Raw genomic sequence first — 14086 nt, 5'->3', positions numbered from 1 at the left:
CGAATATGAAAGCGGTTGTCATCCACGCAGCCAAGGACCTGCGGATCGAGGAACGGCAGGCGGAACAGCCCGGCCCGGGACAGGTCGATGTGGCGATCGAGGCAGGTGGCATCTGCGGCTCCGACCTGCATTATTACAATCACGGCGGTTTCGGCACCGTGCGGGTGCGCGAACCGATGATCCTCGGCCATGAGGTGGCCGGCACCATCAAGGCTCTGGGGGAGGGCGTTTCTCATCTGGCCGTCGGCGACCGCGTCGCCGTATCGCCAAGCCGGCCCTGTAACCATTGCGAATTCTGCCTGAAGGGCCAGCAGAACCAGTGCCTGAACATGCGTTTTTATGGCTCCGCCATGCCCATGCCGCATATTCAGGGCGCGTTTCGCCAGCGCCTCGTCGCCGAGGCATACCAGTGCCACAAGGTGCGCGATGGCATCTCCATCCATGAAGCGGCCATGGCCGAGCCCTTCGCGGTCACGCTGCACGGTGTCAGCCGCGCCGGTGCATTGACCGACAAGCGGGTTCTGGTCACCGGATGCGGGCCGATCGGCGCGCTGGCGATCATCGCTGCCCGCGCCCATGGCGCTCGGGAAATCGTTGCGACCGACGTCATGGATGCGGTACTGCAAAAGGCGCTCGCCGTTGGTGCCGACCGGGTCATCAATGTCGTCAGCGACCCCGACGCGCTTTCCGCCTATTCGGCAAACAAGGGCTATTTCGACGTCCAGTTCGAAGCTTCCGGAAACGAAAGGGCTGTGCGTTCGGGTCTCGAAGCGCTGAAACCGCGCTCTACCGTGGTTCAACTCGGTCTCGGCGGCGATGTTTCCATTCCGCAGAATATGGTGGTCGCCAAGGAAATCGAGATGAAAGGCACTTTCCGTTTCCACGAGGAATTCGGACTTGCCGTCGATTTCATCAACCAGCGTCGGGTCGACCTGAAGCCGCTGCTGACCGGAACCTTCCCGTTGGAAGAGGCGGTCGCGGCTTTCGAGGCCGCCGGCGACAGAAGCAAATCGATGAAGGTCCAGCTGGCCTTCTGATCAAAGCTGGGCAACATGGCTGTATAAAAATGCAAGCGCAGAGATTCCTGCGCTTGCATTCCGATTTCTCATCGTGGTGTCAGATGAATACCGGCAAGCGTGCAGCGCACCGAACCGCCGGCCTTTTCAATGGTTGGTATATCCAGCGCCAGTGGAACCGCGCTTTCGCGGATTGCGGCTATCTGATCTGCCGTCAGCGAGGCGTATGCGGTGGTTGAGAGCGCAAGGATGCGGCCATCGCGGCCCTGCAACTCGAGCGCATTGCCGGCGAAGCTGCGGATCTGAGCGTTGCTCAGACCGATGACCCGCCGCCCCGAACGTTCAAGCCGGGTAACGATTTCCGTGCGACGGTTCTCATCGGCGATCATGTCGAGACCGATCATCGCGTAATCCGTGCCGATGCACATCAGGACATTGGTGTGATAGACCGGCACGCCCGCCTCGTCACGGGCATCGAATACCATCGGTTCGAAGTTGAAATGGGTCGAGAAGCGTTCGAGCGCAATCGGATCTGTGCGGTCGGAGCGCACGGCGTAAGCGACACGGTCGATGTGATCGAGCACCATGGCGCCTGTGCCTTCAAGAAAAAGCCCGTCGGGCTCAAGGCCGGAATAGTCGATGATGTCCTGAACGCGGTAGCGGCTCTTCAGCATCTCGATGACGTCCTGGCGGCGCTCAAGCCTGCGGCTTTCCGCCTTCATCGGATAGATGGCGACATGGCCGCCCGCATGGGTGGAAAACCAGTTGTTGGGAAAGACCGAGTCGGGCGTCCGCGTGCTTTCGTCCTCGAAGAGATGAACTGTTACGCCATGGCTTTCCAGCATGCGCGCCGCGCGGGTGATTTCATTGTAGGCAATCGCGCTGAGGTCTTCGCCGCTGGCCGGTGTCGCCTGAAAGCGGTTGTCAGCTGCTGTCTCGGTATTAACCGTGAAATGGTGCGGCCGCACCATGACGACGGCGGCCGGAGCCTGAATGGAATAGTTTTTTTTCATCGTTTTAATCCTCAGTTCCGGGCGCGTTGCAGCATGCCGAAGAGGTCGCGTGGGTCATCGGGATCGGCGATGATGTCGATCTCCTGATAGAAGCTGGAGCCCTCGAGTTTTCCGCGCACGTAACGTAGCGCGGAGAAATCTTCGATGGCGAAACCGACGCTGTCGAACAGGGTGATCTGGCGCGCGTCTCGCCGGCCTTCGGCTTCGCCAAGGATCACTTTCCAAAGCTCGGTTACGGGATAATCCGGGTCCATCTGCTGGATTTCGCCCTCGATGCGCGTCTGCGGCGGGTATTCGACGAAGGTATCGGCGCGCAGCAGAATATCCCTGTGCAGTTCCGTCTTGCCGGGGCAATCGCCACCGATGGCGTTAATGTGTACACCAGCGCCGACCATATTGTCGGTCAGGATCGTCGCATATTGCTTGTCTGCGGTGCAGGTGGTGATGATGCCGGCGCCCTCGATCGCGGTCTGGGCCGATTTGCACGGGGCTACGGTCAGGCCGCTCCCACTCAGGTTCGCGGCCGTCTTTTCAGTGGCGCGGGGATCGATATCGTAAAGGCGTACTTCCTCGATGCCGATCACCGCCTTCATTGCCAGCGCCTGGAATTCCGCCTGCGCTCCGTTGCCGATCATCGCCATGACCCGGGTGCCCTTCGGTGCCAGATGCCGGGCGGCCATTGCCGAGGTGGCGGCAGTGCGCAGCGCCGTCAGCAGGGTCATCTCCGTCAAAAGCACCGGATAACCGGTGGAGACGGATGCAAGCAGGCCAAAGGCGGTGACTGTCTGAAGCCCATCGGCCATGTTTTTCGGATGGCCGTTTACATATTTGAAGCCGTAGATTTCGCCGTCGGACGTCGGCATCAGCTCGATGACGCCTTCTCGCGAATGGGAGGCGACGCGCGGGGTCTTGTCGAAGCACTGCCAACGGCGAAAATCAGCCTCTATGGCATCGGTAAGCTCGACGAGCATCTGCTCGATGCCGATATGATGCACGAGGCGCATCATGTTCTCGACACTGACGAAAGGGATCAGGGCTTTTGCGGACGGGGACAGGGGCATCTGGGCAACTCCTCACTTGCTGGAGCGAGGATATCCATTGTGCCTGTTCAACCGAAATCGCAGAAGCTTGTTGTTTCTGAAACTATTTTGAACAATATGTTCAGTCCAGTTGTCAATTCTGTCAGATATTCAAATGAGCATCGCAAAATACATACCTGATGAGCTCGACCGGCAAATCATTGCCCATCTGCGGGTCGACGGCCGCGCTTCGCTGGCCAAGCTCTCGGATGTGCTGGGTGTGGCGCGCGGAACGGTTCAAAACAGGCTGGACCGCTTGACGGAAACCGGCACGCTGCTTGGTTTCACCGTGCGGGTGCGCGAGGATTATGATGACCGGGCGGTACATGCGGTCATGATGATCGAGGTGATGGGCAAATCCACCACGCAGGTCATCCGCAAGCTGCGTGGCATCGCAGAGATTTCCTCGCTGCACACCACCAACGGCAATTGGGACCTTGTGGCAAACATCCGCGCCGGAAGCCTCTCGGATTTCGATCGCGTGCTGCGCGAGGTCCGCATGATAGACGGCGTCTCAAATAGCGAAACCAGCCTTTTGCTCAGCAGCGTTTGAGCTCAGCCGCGCGGGGCGGGCACGCCGTTGAGTTGCCTGACAAAACGCTGCTCCAGAACCTCGCTTCCCCATTGGCTGCCCGGATGTTCTTCGACACATGCGAAACCATGGGCCTCGTAAAGATGCCGTGCGGCCAAAAGGCCGTTGAACGTCCATAGATGGGTCTCATGAAAGGCATTTTCATCCGCGAAGGCGAGTGCGGTTGCCAGCAGCCTGCGCCCGACACCGCCGCCGCGCACGCCGTCATCGACGATGAACCAGCGCAGATGCGCCACACCCGGCCCCAGATCCTCGCCATCGATTGCGACGGAGCCGATGATCTCCTGTCCCCGCATTGCGACCCAGATTGCATTTTTCGGGTTTTCCAGACGGTTGCAAAAGGAGGCGAGGCCTTCAGCCACAACGGATTCGAAGCGTTGGCCGAAGCCCGATGTCCGGGCATAATAAAGCGCGTGCATCTGGGTGATGCGGGCAATGAGGCCTGGTCTATAGCCTTCGACGATATCGATGGTGGGAGCCGCGTTGTCGCTCCGGCCTCCCAGCGCATCGGCGTAAAGGCGAAGTCCTTCGAGGATCGTATGGCCGTCCGCCGGCGTGAGCCGCGTCAGCGCGCTCGACACCTGCCTGTTTGCAAAGCTGTGAATGGCGCCGGCCCGTTCCTGCCCTTGTCCGGAGAGATGCAGCCGCTTGATACGACTATCTTCATCGTCCGTCTCTTCCCGGACGTCGCCGGACAGAACGAGTTTGCGAAGCATGCGGCTGACGCTGGATTTCTCAAGCCGAAGCAGCTTGCCGAGATCACGCGCCGTGATGCCCGGGCATGCGTCGATTTCGATCAGGGCATGCACCGCAGAGGGCGGCAAGTCGGTGCCAGCGAAGTTTCCGCCCATAAAACCGAGCTCGCGGACAAGCCGACGCGAGGTGGAGCGGATGTCGTTTATGGGGAAGGATTGTTGTGACACGTTAAATCCATTATGGTTGCATCATGCAACTGTAATCATAATTTGCGTGGCCTGCCAAGATGAAGGCGGTTCAAAATGCTGGATTTCCCTGCGAAAGCGGGCAATCTTCAATCCAGCAATTCGCAAGTGGCGTGTTGAAACCGCTGCCGTCGGTGGAACCCATTCACCGGGTTTCTTGCAGGTTCGCATAATTGATTATCCGGCTATGGAGAAGCCATGCCCGATACACCGCGATTTTTCCGCTATGCCGTTTTAGCTGCGATGTTTCCCGCCGCCGCCCTTGGGGTACTGGGAACACCGAACGAATATCGCGCCATCGGCATCGATGCCGTTGATTGCGACGGGCCAATCTCCGTTCTGATAGCCGCCGTGCCGGCGCTCGCGGCCTATGCCACTGTCGGATGGTTGTTTGTTTCCGGCACCAAGCGCCATCGTTCATTGATGGCGGGTGGTGTCTGTGGGCTGATCTGTCTGGCGCTTGTCTGGAGTATCGGGGCTGCGCTTCTGGAGCATCGGCGAAACACGATTGAAATGGCATGTGATGCCAGTGGCCGGCTGTGATTGTCTTCCGGCTCGCCGATAGAGACGCGGGATTTCGGTTGAAAGCTCCGTTCAGTTTTTCCAGTCGCCTTAGTCGCGAAAACGAAGGTTCCGGCGTGTCAGCTGGTCGACGGTGGTGCAGCCCATAAGCTTCATATCGCGCTCGATTTCGATGCGCATCAGTTCGAGAGCCCGCTCCACACCGGGCTGTCCGGCGGCAGCGAGCGGAAAAAGGTAATAGCGGCCGAGCCCAACCGCTTTCGCGCCCAGTGACAGTGCTTTGAGCACATGGGTTCCGCGCTGCACGCCGCCATCCATCATGACATCGATCCGGTCACCGACCGCATCGACAATCTCGGCAAGCTGATCGAAGGCGCTGCGCGAACCATCGAGCTGGCGGCCGCCATGATTGGAGAGCACGATGCCGCTGCAGCCGATCTCGACCGCGCGTCTTGCGTCATCTACGGACATGATCCCCTTCAGGCAGAAGGGCCCGCCCCATTCGCGCACCATCTGCGCCACATCGTCCCAGTTCATGGAAGGATCGAGCATCTCGGTGAAATAGCGGCTGATGGAAAGCGCGCCACCATCCATTTTGATGTGGCCGTCAAGCTGCGGCAGGCTGAAGCGCTCATGCGTGAGGTAATTGATCCCCCATGCCGGTTTCATGGCGAATTGTGCGATGCCGGAAAGATTGAGCTTGAAGGGAATGGCAAAGCCGGTGCGCTTGTCCCGCTCGCGGTTTCCACCCGTGATGCTGTCTACCGTCAGCATCATCGTCTGCACGCCGGCAGTCTTGGCGCGCGCCATCATATCGCGGTTGAGGCCACGGTCCTTGTGGAAATAGAACTGATAGACCTGCGGCCCGCCGCTGATGCGGCGTGCTTCCTCGAGGCTGGTGGTGCCGAGCGAGGAGACGCCGAACATGGTGCCGTATTTTCCCGCCGCTGCCGCAACCGCCCGCTCGCCCTGGTGGTGGAAGAGGCGCTGCAACGCCGTCGGGGAGCAATATACCGGCATTGCCAGCTTCTGCCCCATGACGGTGACAGACATGTCTACATCCGCCACGCCTCGCAACACGTCGGGAACGAGATCGCAATTCTCGAAAGCGGCCGTGTTTCGTCGATACGTCACCTCGTCATCGGCAGCGCCATCAATGTAGTTGAAGATCGGTCCGGGAAGACGCTGTTTCGCCATGCGGCGAAAATCGTGGAAATTATAGCAGTCCTTGAGTTGCATCTGTTATCCGACCGGTCCGGTGTGAAAACGTATCAAAAGATCGCCCGAAACCTATACCGGAGATCCGGGACGGGCAATTGCATTGCGGACGATTTCAGTACCCTATTGAAAGGCTTTTTGCCGGCCGCAGCGGAGATCAGGCAGGGCCTGCCAGCTGCCGGGTGGAAACGACGTGCAGGGCTTTGCCGGTGTCGAAAAAGCTCTGCACATTGCCGATCGTGGTGTCTGCAATGTTCTTGAGCGCTTCGTGCGTGAAAAACCCCTGATGGCCGGTGACCAGAACATTCGGGAAAGTCAGCAATCGCGCAAAGACGTCATCGCGCAGCACATCGTTGGAAAGATCTTCGAAAAAGAGGTCTGCCTCCTCCTCGTAGACATCGATGCCGAGACTGCCGATCGTGCCGTCCTTCAGGCCCGCAATCGCGGCGCGTGTATCGATGATAGCCCCGCGGCTGGTGTTGACGAGCATGACGCCCTTCTTCAGGAGCGGCAACGTATCCCGGCGGATCAGGTGACGGGTCTCAGGCGTGAGCGGGCACATCAGCGCGAGAACGTCCGATGTACGGAACAATTCCTCCCGGGTGACATAGACCATGCCAAGGGCTTCGCAATCTGGATTTGGGTAAGGATCATGGCCGATGATACGGCAGCCGAAGCCGGCAGCAATGCGTGCGAAAATCGCGCCGATCTTTCCGGTACCAACGATGCCCACCGTCTTGCCGTGAAGATCGAAACCGAGCAGGCCATCCAGGGCGAAGTTGCCTTCGCGCACCCGGTTATAGGCGCGGTGAATCTTGCGGTTGAGCGCCAGGATGAGCGCCATCGTGTGTTCGGCGACCGCATGGGGCGAATAGGCAGGTACGCGCGCAATGGTCAGGCCCAGCTTTTCGGCAGCCGCGATATCGACCTGATTGAAGCCGGCGCAGCGCAGCGCAACGAGCCGCACGCCCATCTCCACCAGTTTTTCCAGTACGAGCCGCGACAGATCATCGTTGACGAAGGCGCAGATCGCGACACACCCCTTGGCCAGTGCCACCGTTTCAAGAGACAGCCGTGCTTCGCAATATTGCATCCGCATGCCGGACCCCGCGGCCGCGTCAAGGAACTGCCTGTCATAGGGTTTGGCGCTATAGACGACGATCCGCATCTGCTTCTCCGGTATCGAGTACGAAAGTTGCCGTAGCGGGCCTATGCGTCCGGCTTCCGGTTAGCTGCGCAGGCCCGGCGCTTCCTGTCCGGTGCTTTCCACATATTCCGTGTATCCGCCGCCATATTGGTGGATACCGTCCGGTGTCAGTTCCAGCACCCGGTTTGAAAGCGCGGCCAGGAAATGACGGTCGTGGGAAACGAACAGCATCGTGCCTTCATATTGCGACAGGGCCTTGATCAGCATTTCCTTGGTGTCGAGGTCGAGATGGTTCGTCGGCTCGTCCAGCACGAGGAAATTCGGTGGGTCGAACAGCATGGCGGCCATGACGAGACGGGCTTTTTCACCGCCGGAGAGAACGCGGCAGCGTTTTTCCACGTCGTCGCCGGAAAAGCCGAAACAGCCGGCAAGGGCGCGCAGCGGCGCTTGCCCGGCTTTCGGAAAGCGTTCCTCCAACCACTCGAGAATGGTGCTGTCACCATCCAGAACATCCATGGCGTGCTGGGCGAAATAACCGAGCTTGACGCTGGCGCCGAGCGTGACATTGCCGGAATCCGGCTCCGTTGTGCCGGTCACCAGTTTCAGCAATGTCGATTTTCCGGCACCGTTGACGCCCATGATGCACCAGCGTTCCTTGCGCCGTACCATGAAGTCCAGTTCGCCGTAGATCGTGCGGCTGCCATAGGCCTTATTCACTTTCTTCAGCGCGACGACATCCTCGCCCGATCTGGGCGCAGGTGCGAATTCGAAAGCGACCGTCTGACGCCGGCGTGGGGGTTCGACGCGGTCGATCTTGTCGAGTTTCTTCACGCGGCTCTGCACCTGCGCGGCGTGCGAGGCGCGCGCCTTGAAGCGCTCGATGAATTTGATTTCCTTGGCAAGCATGGCCTGCTGGCGTTCGAACTGCGCCTGCTGCTGTTTTTCGTTCTGCGCCCGTTGCTGTTCGTAAAAGCCGTAATCGCCGGAATAGGTGGTGAGGCTGCCGCCGTCGATCTCGATGATCTTGGTCACGATGCGGTTCATGAATTCGCGGTCGTGCGAGGTCATCAAAAGCGCGCCGTCGTAGTTCTTCAGAAAATCCTCGAGCCAGATCAGGCTTTCGAGATCGAGATGGTTCGAGGGTTCGTCGAGCAGCATCACGTCCGGTCGCATCAGAAGAATGCGGGCGAGCGCCACGCGCATTTTCCAGCCGCCGGAAAGTTTGCCGACATCGCCGTCCATCATCTCCTGGCTGAAGCTCAGACCGTCCAGAACCTCGCGGGCACGGCCTTCGAGCGCATATCCGTCCAGCTCCTCATACCGCGCCTGCACTTCGCCGTAACGTTCGATGATGGCGTCCATCTCGTCCATCCGGTCGGGATCGGACATGGCGGCTTCCAGTTGCCTGAGCTCGGCCGCCACTTCGCTGACCGGGCCGGCGCCTTCCATGACTTCGGCCACGGCTGAGCGGCCGGACATTTCGCCGACATCCTGATTGAAGTAGCCGATCGTCATGCCCTTTTCGGCGACGACCTGTCCCTCATCGGGCTGTTCCTCTCCGGTGATCATCCGGAACAGCGTGGTCTTGCCAGCGCCGTTCGGGCCGACAAGGCCAATCTTCTCGCCGCGATTGAGTGCGGCGGAGGCCTCGATGTAAAGAATGCGGTGACTGTTCGACTTGCTGATATTTTCGATGCGGATCATGACGGGGCCTGTGAATGGGAGCGCCCTCCTATGCCACGGGCCGCCGCCGCTGTCACCTGCCGCTCACGACTTGCCAGCCATGCAGCCGGGTAGCATCACCCGGAAGCATTGCTCCTCGCGAGCGAGGCCGTCTTCAGGTCGCGCTCGCTGAACTCTTCGTCAATTTGTCAGCGTGGCTACGCTGCCAGCGGCTTTGCGAGCGATTTCACCGAAGGCGGTGACGATCTGCTGCATGTTTTCGGGCGCGTAATAATTGTCGAGGTTGGATGCGCAATATTGCAGGAGCGATTTGCCCTTGTCAGGCGCCATGAAGGCCACGCTGAAAATTTTGATGCCATCTTTCTTGGCCGTTTCGCAGGTATTGCGCACCTTCTGATCTATGGCGGAATCCCAATTTGCGCTGTACCCCGTCATTTCGCCGTCCGTCATGAGAACGATGTAGCGCTCGAAGGATTCGTTTTTCTTAGTCTTATGCGCGGTTGTTTCAGCTGTATTGGATTTTTTAAGAGCGTTGTAAGCGGCGTTCAGGCCGCTCGTCGCGTCAGTGCCACCTGATGGAAATTCCGGGATCTGTTTATCGACATAATTCAAAACGCCGCTCGTGCCCCAGCCGATGGGCTGAGCCGCATAGGCCTCATGAGTATAAACCGAGGCACCTGTTCGAACGAGTTCTGAACCACCGCTGGTATATGTTGGATCTGCCTTGTTTAAGGTTGTCACGAGAAAGCCAACGGCGGTTTTTAGTGATGTCGCCTTGTTGACGTAGCATGGGCTGGACGTGACCTGCGATTCACTCTTGCCCCAGTTGCTGGCAGTGTAGTTCGGGCATGATTTTTTCGCGGTATTGATAGTATCCGTCTTGAAAGACATTGATCCCGAGCGGTCGAGCACCAGATACATGGAAATTGGCGCACCCTTGTTGACGGTGCTTTTTGCGGTACCGGTCGCCGCGATGTCGAGTGTCTTCGCGCCTATGAATCCGAGCAGCGGATTGAGCTTCACCTTATAGTTGATAGTGGTCTGTATGGTGAAGGTCTTGCCGCGCGCATCTTCCGTCGTACCGATGCTGACCGGAGAATTCTTCTCAAGTTCTTTTTTCTCTTCTTCGGTCAGGTCCTTTTCCAGTTGGGTGGTGATGAAGGCCCTGGCGATTTCCTTGATTTTTTCGTCGGTCAGTTCGCCTTCTTTCAAACGAGCCTCGGTCGCGGCCGCAAGAGCGGCAGAATCCGCCGTATTTTGCAAGTTTGCTTTTATCTGCATCACGTTCGCCAGCTCTATTCCAGCGCCGGCAAAGCCAAGCAACACCGGTAGCAATATTGCCGTCATGATGCCGAAATTGCCGTTGGTATCGGTAAGGAAACGGCGCTTCAGTTTTTGATAGGCGGAGGCGGTCATGATGGGGGCTCACGGATTAGAATATACGACTGAGCGCAGGAAACCCGCAAACGATGTAAAATCCGCTAACGTGATGGGTTCAATTTTATGCGGCGCTCAAATTGGCGCAGTTTTTGAAGTATTTTTAAGAATTAATTCCAGCAAAGTTCGAAACAATACACCTTGCATCATTACTGGACGGGGATGACGTCCACAGCCTGTTTTATCTGCTGGTTGCCATAGCTCTTCAATACCCCGATCACCGGTGCGACGTCGGAATAGTCCCGGCCATAGCCGACGACGATATGGTCGCTGCCGGCGACGATATCATTGGTGGGGTCGAGTTCCAGATAGCCCGCCGCCTCGCCGCACCAGACGCGAACCCAGGCATGCATTGCATCGGCCCCTTCCAGACGTTCCTTGCCCGGCGGGGGAATGGTGCGCAGGAAGCCGCTGACGTAACCGGCGGGAATGCCGAGGCTGCGCAGCGCCATGATCATGATATGCGAGAAATCCTGACACACGCCGCGTTTCAGCTTGAAGGCTTCCGATGGCGTCGTATCCACGGTCGTTGCCTCGCCATCATAGGTAAAGTCCCTGTGGATGCGTTTGCACATGGCGAGCGCGATTTCGCGAATGGTCATTCCTGGTTTCAGCAGCTCCCGCGCATAGGCTGCGATTGCCGCATCCATCCCTATTCTCGGGCTGGCGCCGATAAAGTGGTGCGGCGACTGGAAATCGAGCGACCAGACATCGGCAAGGTCCTGTGGCAGCCGTGAAAGTTCGGGTGAAAAATCGGCCGTCAGCGCCGGCGCTTCCACCATCACGCGCGCCTGCATGCGGATATCCAGCTTTTCATGCGGCGCGCGCAGATGCACGGAGGTCGCCGATTGATGGAAGAAGTCCTCGAAGGTGGCGCGCTCTTCCGGCACGGGCAAAACATCGAGGGAACCGGCAACGAGCCGCTGCCGACCCGGGATCGACAGGGGCAGGACGCGGATAATGTGGCGCGCGCCGTGGGCCGGTGTGTCGTAGGTGTAACCCATATGCAGGGAGAGATCGTAAAGCATCGGGTTATCCGAGATAGGTCTGGGCAAGAACATCGGACAGATGCTCCATGTCCGTTTCGAGCTGGCGATAGATCGCGCCATTCATGTTTTCCGGCGTCATGACCGCAAGGCCGGAATGCAGCCGCATCGCCTCGCGGTAAAAAGGCGACATCTGGCCGTTTACAAAGGCGTTCGGAAGCTGTTCCACCTCGGTGCGGATTTCGTTCAGCTGAAACAGGATGGACCGTGGGTTGAGCGGATCGAGCGCCAGAAGATCGGTGACCGTCAGGCCTGCCGTGCTGACATTGTAGCGGCGGCGATGGGTCATGACGCTGTCGCCGATTTCCAGCAGCATGTCATAGGATCCATCAGGCGCATCGGGTCCGGTCATATGGCCGAGAAGACGTGTCATATGCAGGCCACGTTCGAGATAACGGCCGATCGACAGGAAACGCCAACCGGTGAAGCGATACATGTTTTCGTGCACCAGACCGGCAAAGCCCGCAAGCTTGCGCAACAGGATCGTCATGGCGTGGGTGGCGTCGTCGCCAGGCGACACCTTTGCGTGGAACCGGCGGGCGGTCTTGGCAAGGTCGTTCAGCGCCAGCCATCCGTCCGGTGAAAAGCGGTCGCGGATATTGCTGGCGGAATAAACCGCGCTGTTGATGTTGTTCAGCAGGCTTTCCGGCACGGCATCGTTCATCTCCACGTCGAGCGCTTCCAGATAGCGCGTCACATGGGCAAGCAGGGGCTGGCGCGGGTCGGCCGATTCGGCATAACGCCCGTGCCAGGCACGCAGGATGCGCAGCGCGCCTTCCGAGCGCTCGATATAGCGGCCGAGCCAGAAGAGATTGTCGGCGGCCCTGCTTGGCAGGCTGCCCGGCATGTTGCGGGTGAAGCTCTCTTCCGCAGGCAAAAGCGTGGTGCGTTCCACCGGCTTGTCGCTGACGATCCAGACATCCGCCGCACTGCCGCCCGATTGCATGGCGATGGCGGACACGTCGTTGCTGCTGCCGATCCGCGCAAAACCGCCGGGCATGATCTGCCAGCCATCCTGCGTGCGGGCGGCAAAAACGCGAAGGCTCATCGGGCGTGGCACGAGCTTGTTGTCGACATAGGCCGGCGTGGTGGAGAGTGTCACCACCTCCTGGCCGACCAGCCTGTGGCCGTCCGAGGCGAGCCAGTCGCTGATCGATTCCTTGGCCGTTTCACGCAGGGAAGAGCCCAGCACCGATTGGCCGTTGTCATCAAAGAAGGGAAGCCGGGAATAGGCAGGGCCGATGACCATGCCTTCGATATTGCCTGCAACGTGGCGCCGTTCGGATTCCTGCCCGCACCACCAGGTCGCGATCGACGGCAGTTTCAGGTCTTCGCCAAGCAGGTGGCGGCAGACACGCGGCATGAAGGAAAGCAAGGCCCGCGTTTCGAGAATACCGCTGCCAAGCGCATTGACGATGGTGAGCGCCTCGTTGCGCAGCGCCTGCACCATGCCGGGCGTGCCGATATGGGACTGCTGGTTGAGTTCCAGCGGATCGGAATAGGAAGCGTCGAGACGCCGCCAGAGCACACCGATCGGTTTCAGCCCTGCCACGGTTCTGACCATGACCCGGCCGTTGACCACGGTCAGATCCTCACCCTCCAGCAGCATGAAGCCGAGATAACGGGCTATATAGGCGTGTTCGAAATAGGTTTCGTTGGCGGGTCCGGGCGTCAACACCGCGATACGGTCATCGGGGTGTTTTCTGTGCGACTGCAACGTGTCGCGAAAAGCGCCAAAAAACGAGGCGAGCCGGTGAACATGGGTTTCCGCATAGATGTCGGACAGTGCGCGCGTGGTCGCCACCCGGTTTTCCAGCGCAAAGCCCGCACCGGAAGGCGCCTGAGTCCTATCGGCCAGCACCCACCAGTTTCCATCAGGTCCGCGCCCGATTTCGAAGGAGCAGAAATGCAGATAATGGCCGCTTGCCGGTTTTACGCCGACCATCGGCCGCAGATATTCCGGATTGGAGGCGATCAGCGCCGGCGGAACGTAACCTTCCTTCACCAGCCGGTTTTCGCCGTAAAAATCGGCGACCATGGCTTCGAGAAGATTGGCGCGCTGTTTCAGCCCTTCGGAAAGAACTGCCCATTCCCTGTCATCGATCAGCACCGGAATATGGGAGATCGGCCAGTTTCTTTCGCTGCTGCCCTTGCCGTAGTCGCGGTAGAACACGCCCGCATCGCGCAGATAGCGGTCGGTGCGGGCAAAGCGTTCATGCAGTTCGCGCTCAGACATGCGCGAGAGGGCACCGAGCAGGTTCTTCCAGACCGGCCTGACCTTGCCGTTGGTGTCGAGCATTTCATCGGCCACACCCGGCAAGGTGGAGTAGTCAAGCCCGCGCGGTGGCGCGCTCGTTTCCGTCTTGCGTTCCGTTGCCGGGGCTTTGGACAA

General features: G+C 59.3%; 12 protein-coding genes. 3 read left to right on the top strand and 9 right to left on the bottom strand.

Annotation, left to right across the window (positions count from 1 at the left end):
- Positions 1-5 precede the first annotated feature (5 nt).
- Positions 6-1037: an L-idonate 5-dehydrogenase gene (locus tag OK142_RS09905; RefSeq protein ID WP_498682446.1), complete on the top strand. Its 1032-nt coding sequence runs from the start codon at positions 6-8 to the stop codon at positions 1035-1037.
- Positions 1038-1105: 68 nt separating this feature from the next.
- On the opposite strand, the gene ctlX is transcribed toward OK142_RS09905, so the two are convergent.
- Positions 1106-2029, bottom strand: a complete 924-nt coding sequence (ctlX, locus tag OK142_RS09900) for a citrulline utilization hydrolase CtlX (protein WP_498682444.1) — start codon at positions 2027-2029, stop codon at positions 1106-1108.
- An 11-nt stretch (positions 2030-2040) separates the two neighbouring features.
- Positions 2041-3090 carry an ornithine cyclodeaminase gene (gene ocd / locus OK142_RS09895; RefSeq protein ID WP_498682442.1) on the bottom strand — a complete coding sequence of 350 codons (1050 nt, stop codon included), beginning with the start codon at positions 3088-3090 and terminating at the stop codon, positions 2041-2043.
- 133 nt (positions 3091-3223) lie between these two features.
- Between ocd and OK142_RS09890 the strand changes: the two genes are divergently transcribed.
- Positions 3224-3661, top strand: a complete 438-nt coding sequence (locus OK142_RS09890) for an Lrp/AsnC family transcriptional regulator (protein WP_003497825.1) — start codon at positions 3224-3226, stop codon at positions 3659-3661.
- A 2-nt stretch (positions 3662-3663) separates the two neighbouring features.
- On the opposite strand, the gene OK142_RS09885 is transcribed toward OK142_RS09890, so the two are convergent.
- Positions 3664-4623 carry a GNAT family N-acetyltransferase gene (locus OK142_RS09885; RefSeq protein ID WP_498682440.1) on the bottom strand — a complete coding sequence of 320 codons (960 nt, stop codon included), beginning with the start codon at positions 4621-4623 and terminating at the stop codon, positions 3664-3666.
- A gap of 216 nt (positions 4624-4839) precedes the next feature.
- Between OK142_RS09885 and OK142_RS09880 the strand changes: the two genes are divergently transcribed.
- Positions 4840-5184: a hypothetical protein gene (locus OK142_RS09880; protein ID WP_498682438.1), complete on the top strand. Its 345-nt coding sequence runs from the start codon at positions 4840-4842 to the stop codon at positions 5182-5184.
- Between the two features lie 69 nt (positions 5185-5253).
- On the opposite strand, the gene OK142_RS09875 is transcribed toward OK142_RS09880, so the two are convergent.
- The 6 genes from OK142_RS09875 to OK142_RS09850 all read right to left on the bottom strand — a co-directional run bounded on the left by OK142_RS09875 (position 5254) and on the right by OK142_RS09850 (position 14086).
- Positions 5254-6402, bottom strand: coding sequence for an alpha-hydroxy acid oxidase (locus OK142_RS09875; RefSeq protein ID WP_082185276.1), 1149 nt, complete (start codon positions 6400-6402; stop codon positions 5254-5256).
- Positions 6403-6538: 136 nt separating this feature from the next.
- Complete coding sequence (locus OK142_RS09870; protein WP_313609560.1) at positions 6539-7549, bottom strand: 2-hydroxyacid dehydrogenase; 1011 nt, start codon at positions 7547-7549, stop codon at positions 6539-6541.
- Between the two features lie 60 nt (positions 7550-7609).
- The gene (gene abc-f, locus OK142_RS09865) at positions 7610-9232 is read right to left on the bottom strand and encodes a ribosomal protection-like ABC-F family protein (protein ID WP_216333265.1); all 1623 of its coding nucleotides are present in this window, start codon (positions 9230-9232) and stop codon (positions 7610-7612) included.
- A gap of 159 nt (positions 9233-9391) precedes the next feature.
- Positions 9392-10627 (bottom strand): vWA domain-containing protein, encoded by a 1236-nt coding sequence (locus OK142_RS09860; RefSeq protein ID WP_498682436.1) that lies wholly within the window; start codon positions 10625-10627, stop codon positions 9392-9394.
- A gap of 170 nt (positions 10628-10797) precedes the next feature.
- Positions 10798-11676, bottom strand: coding sequence for a transglutaminase family protein (locus tag OK142_RS09855; protein WP_498682433.1), 879 nt, complete (start codon positions 11674-11676; stop codon positions 10798-10800).
- A gap of 4 nt (positions 11677-11680) precedes the next feature.
- Positions 11681-14086 (bottom strand): circularly permuted type 2 ATP-grasp protein, encoded by a 2406-nt coding sequence (locus OK142_RS09850; RefSeq protein ID WP_498682431.1) that lies wholly within the window; start codon positions 14084-14086, stop codon positions 11681-11683.

This window comes from Agrobacterium sp. BT-220-3, from assembly GCF_025910175.1.
GTDB classification, from domain to species: domain Bacteria; phylum Pseudomonadota; class Alphaproteobacteria; order Rhizobiales; family Rhizobiaceae; genus Agrobacterium; species Agrobacterium oryzihabitans.
The sequence above is the reverse complement of the archived record's forward strand: the minus strand, read 5'-3'. Positions and strand labels throughout refer to the sequence as shown.

Coding starts and splice junctions, on each gene's coding strand:
- OK142_RS09905 (WP_498682446.1), top strand. CDS start 6: ATGAAAGCGGTTGTCATCCACGCAGCCAAGGACCTGCGGATCGAGGAA.
- ctlX (WP_498682444.1), bottom strand. CDS start 2,029: ATGAAAAAAAACTATTCCATTCAGGCTCCGGCCGCCGTCGTCATGGTG.
- ocd (WP_498682442.1), bottom strand. CDS start 3,090: ATGCCCCTGTCCCCGTCCGCAAAAGCCCTGATCCCTTTCGTCAGTGTC.
- OK142_RS09890 (WP_003497825.1), top strand. CDS start 3,224: ATGAGCATCGCAAAATACATACCTGATGAGCTCGACCGGCAAATCATT.
- OK142_RS09880 (WP_498682438.1), top strand. CDS start 4,840: ATGCCCGATACACCGCGATTTTTCCGCTATGCCGTTTTAGCTGCGATG.
- OK142_RS09875 (WP_082185276.1), bottom strand. CDS start 6,402: ATGCAACTCAAGGACTGCTATAATTTCCACGATTTTCGCCGCATGGCG.
- OK142_RS09870 (WP_313609560.1), bottom strand. CDS start 7,549: ATGCGGATCGTCGTCTATAGCGCCAAACCCTATGACAGGCAGTTCCTT.
- abc-f (WP_216333265.1), bottom strand. CDS start 9,232: ATGATCCGCATCGAAAATATCAGCAAGTCGAACAGTCACCGCATTCTT.
- OK142_RS09860 (WP_498682436.1), bottom strand. CDS start 10,627: ATGACCGCCTCCGCCTATCAAAAACTGAAGCGCCGTTTCCTTACCGAT.
- OK142_RS09855 (WP_498682433.1), bottom strand. CDS start 11,676: ATGCTTTACGATCTCTCCCTGCATATGGGTTACACCTACGACACACCG.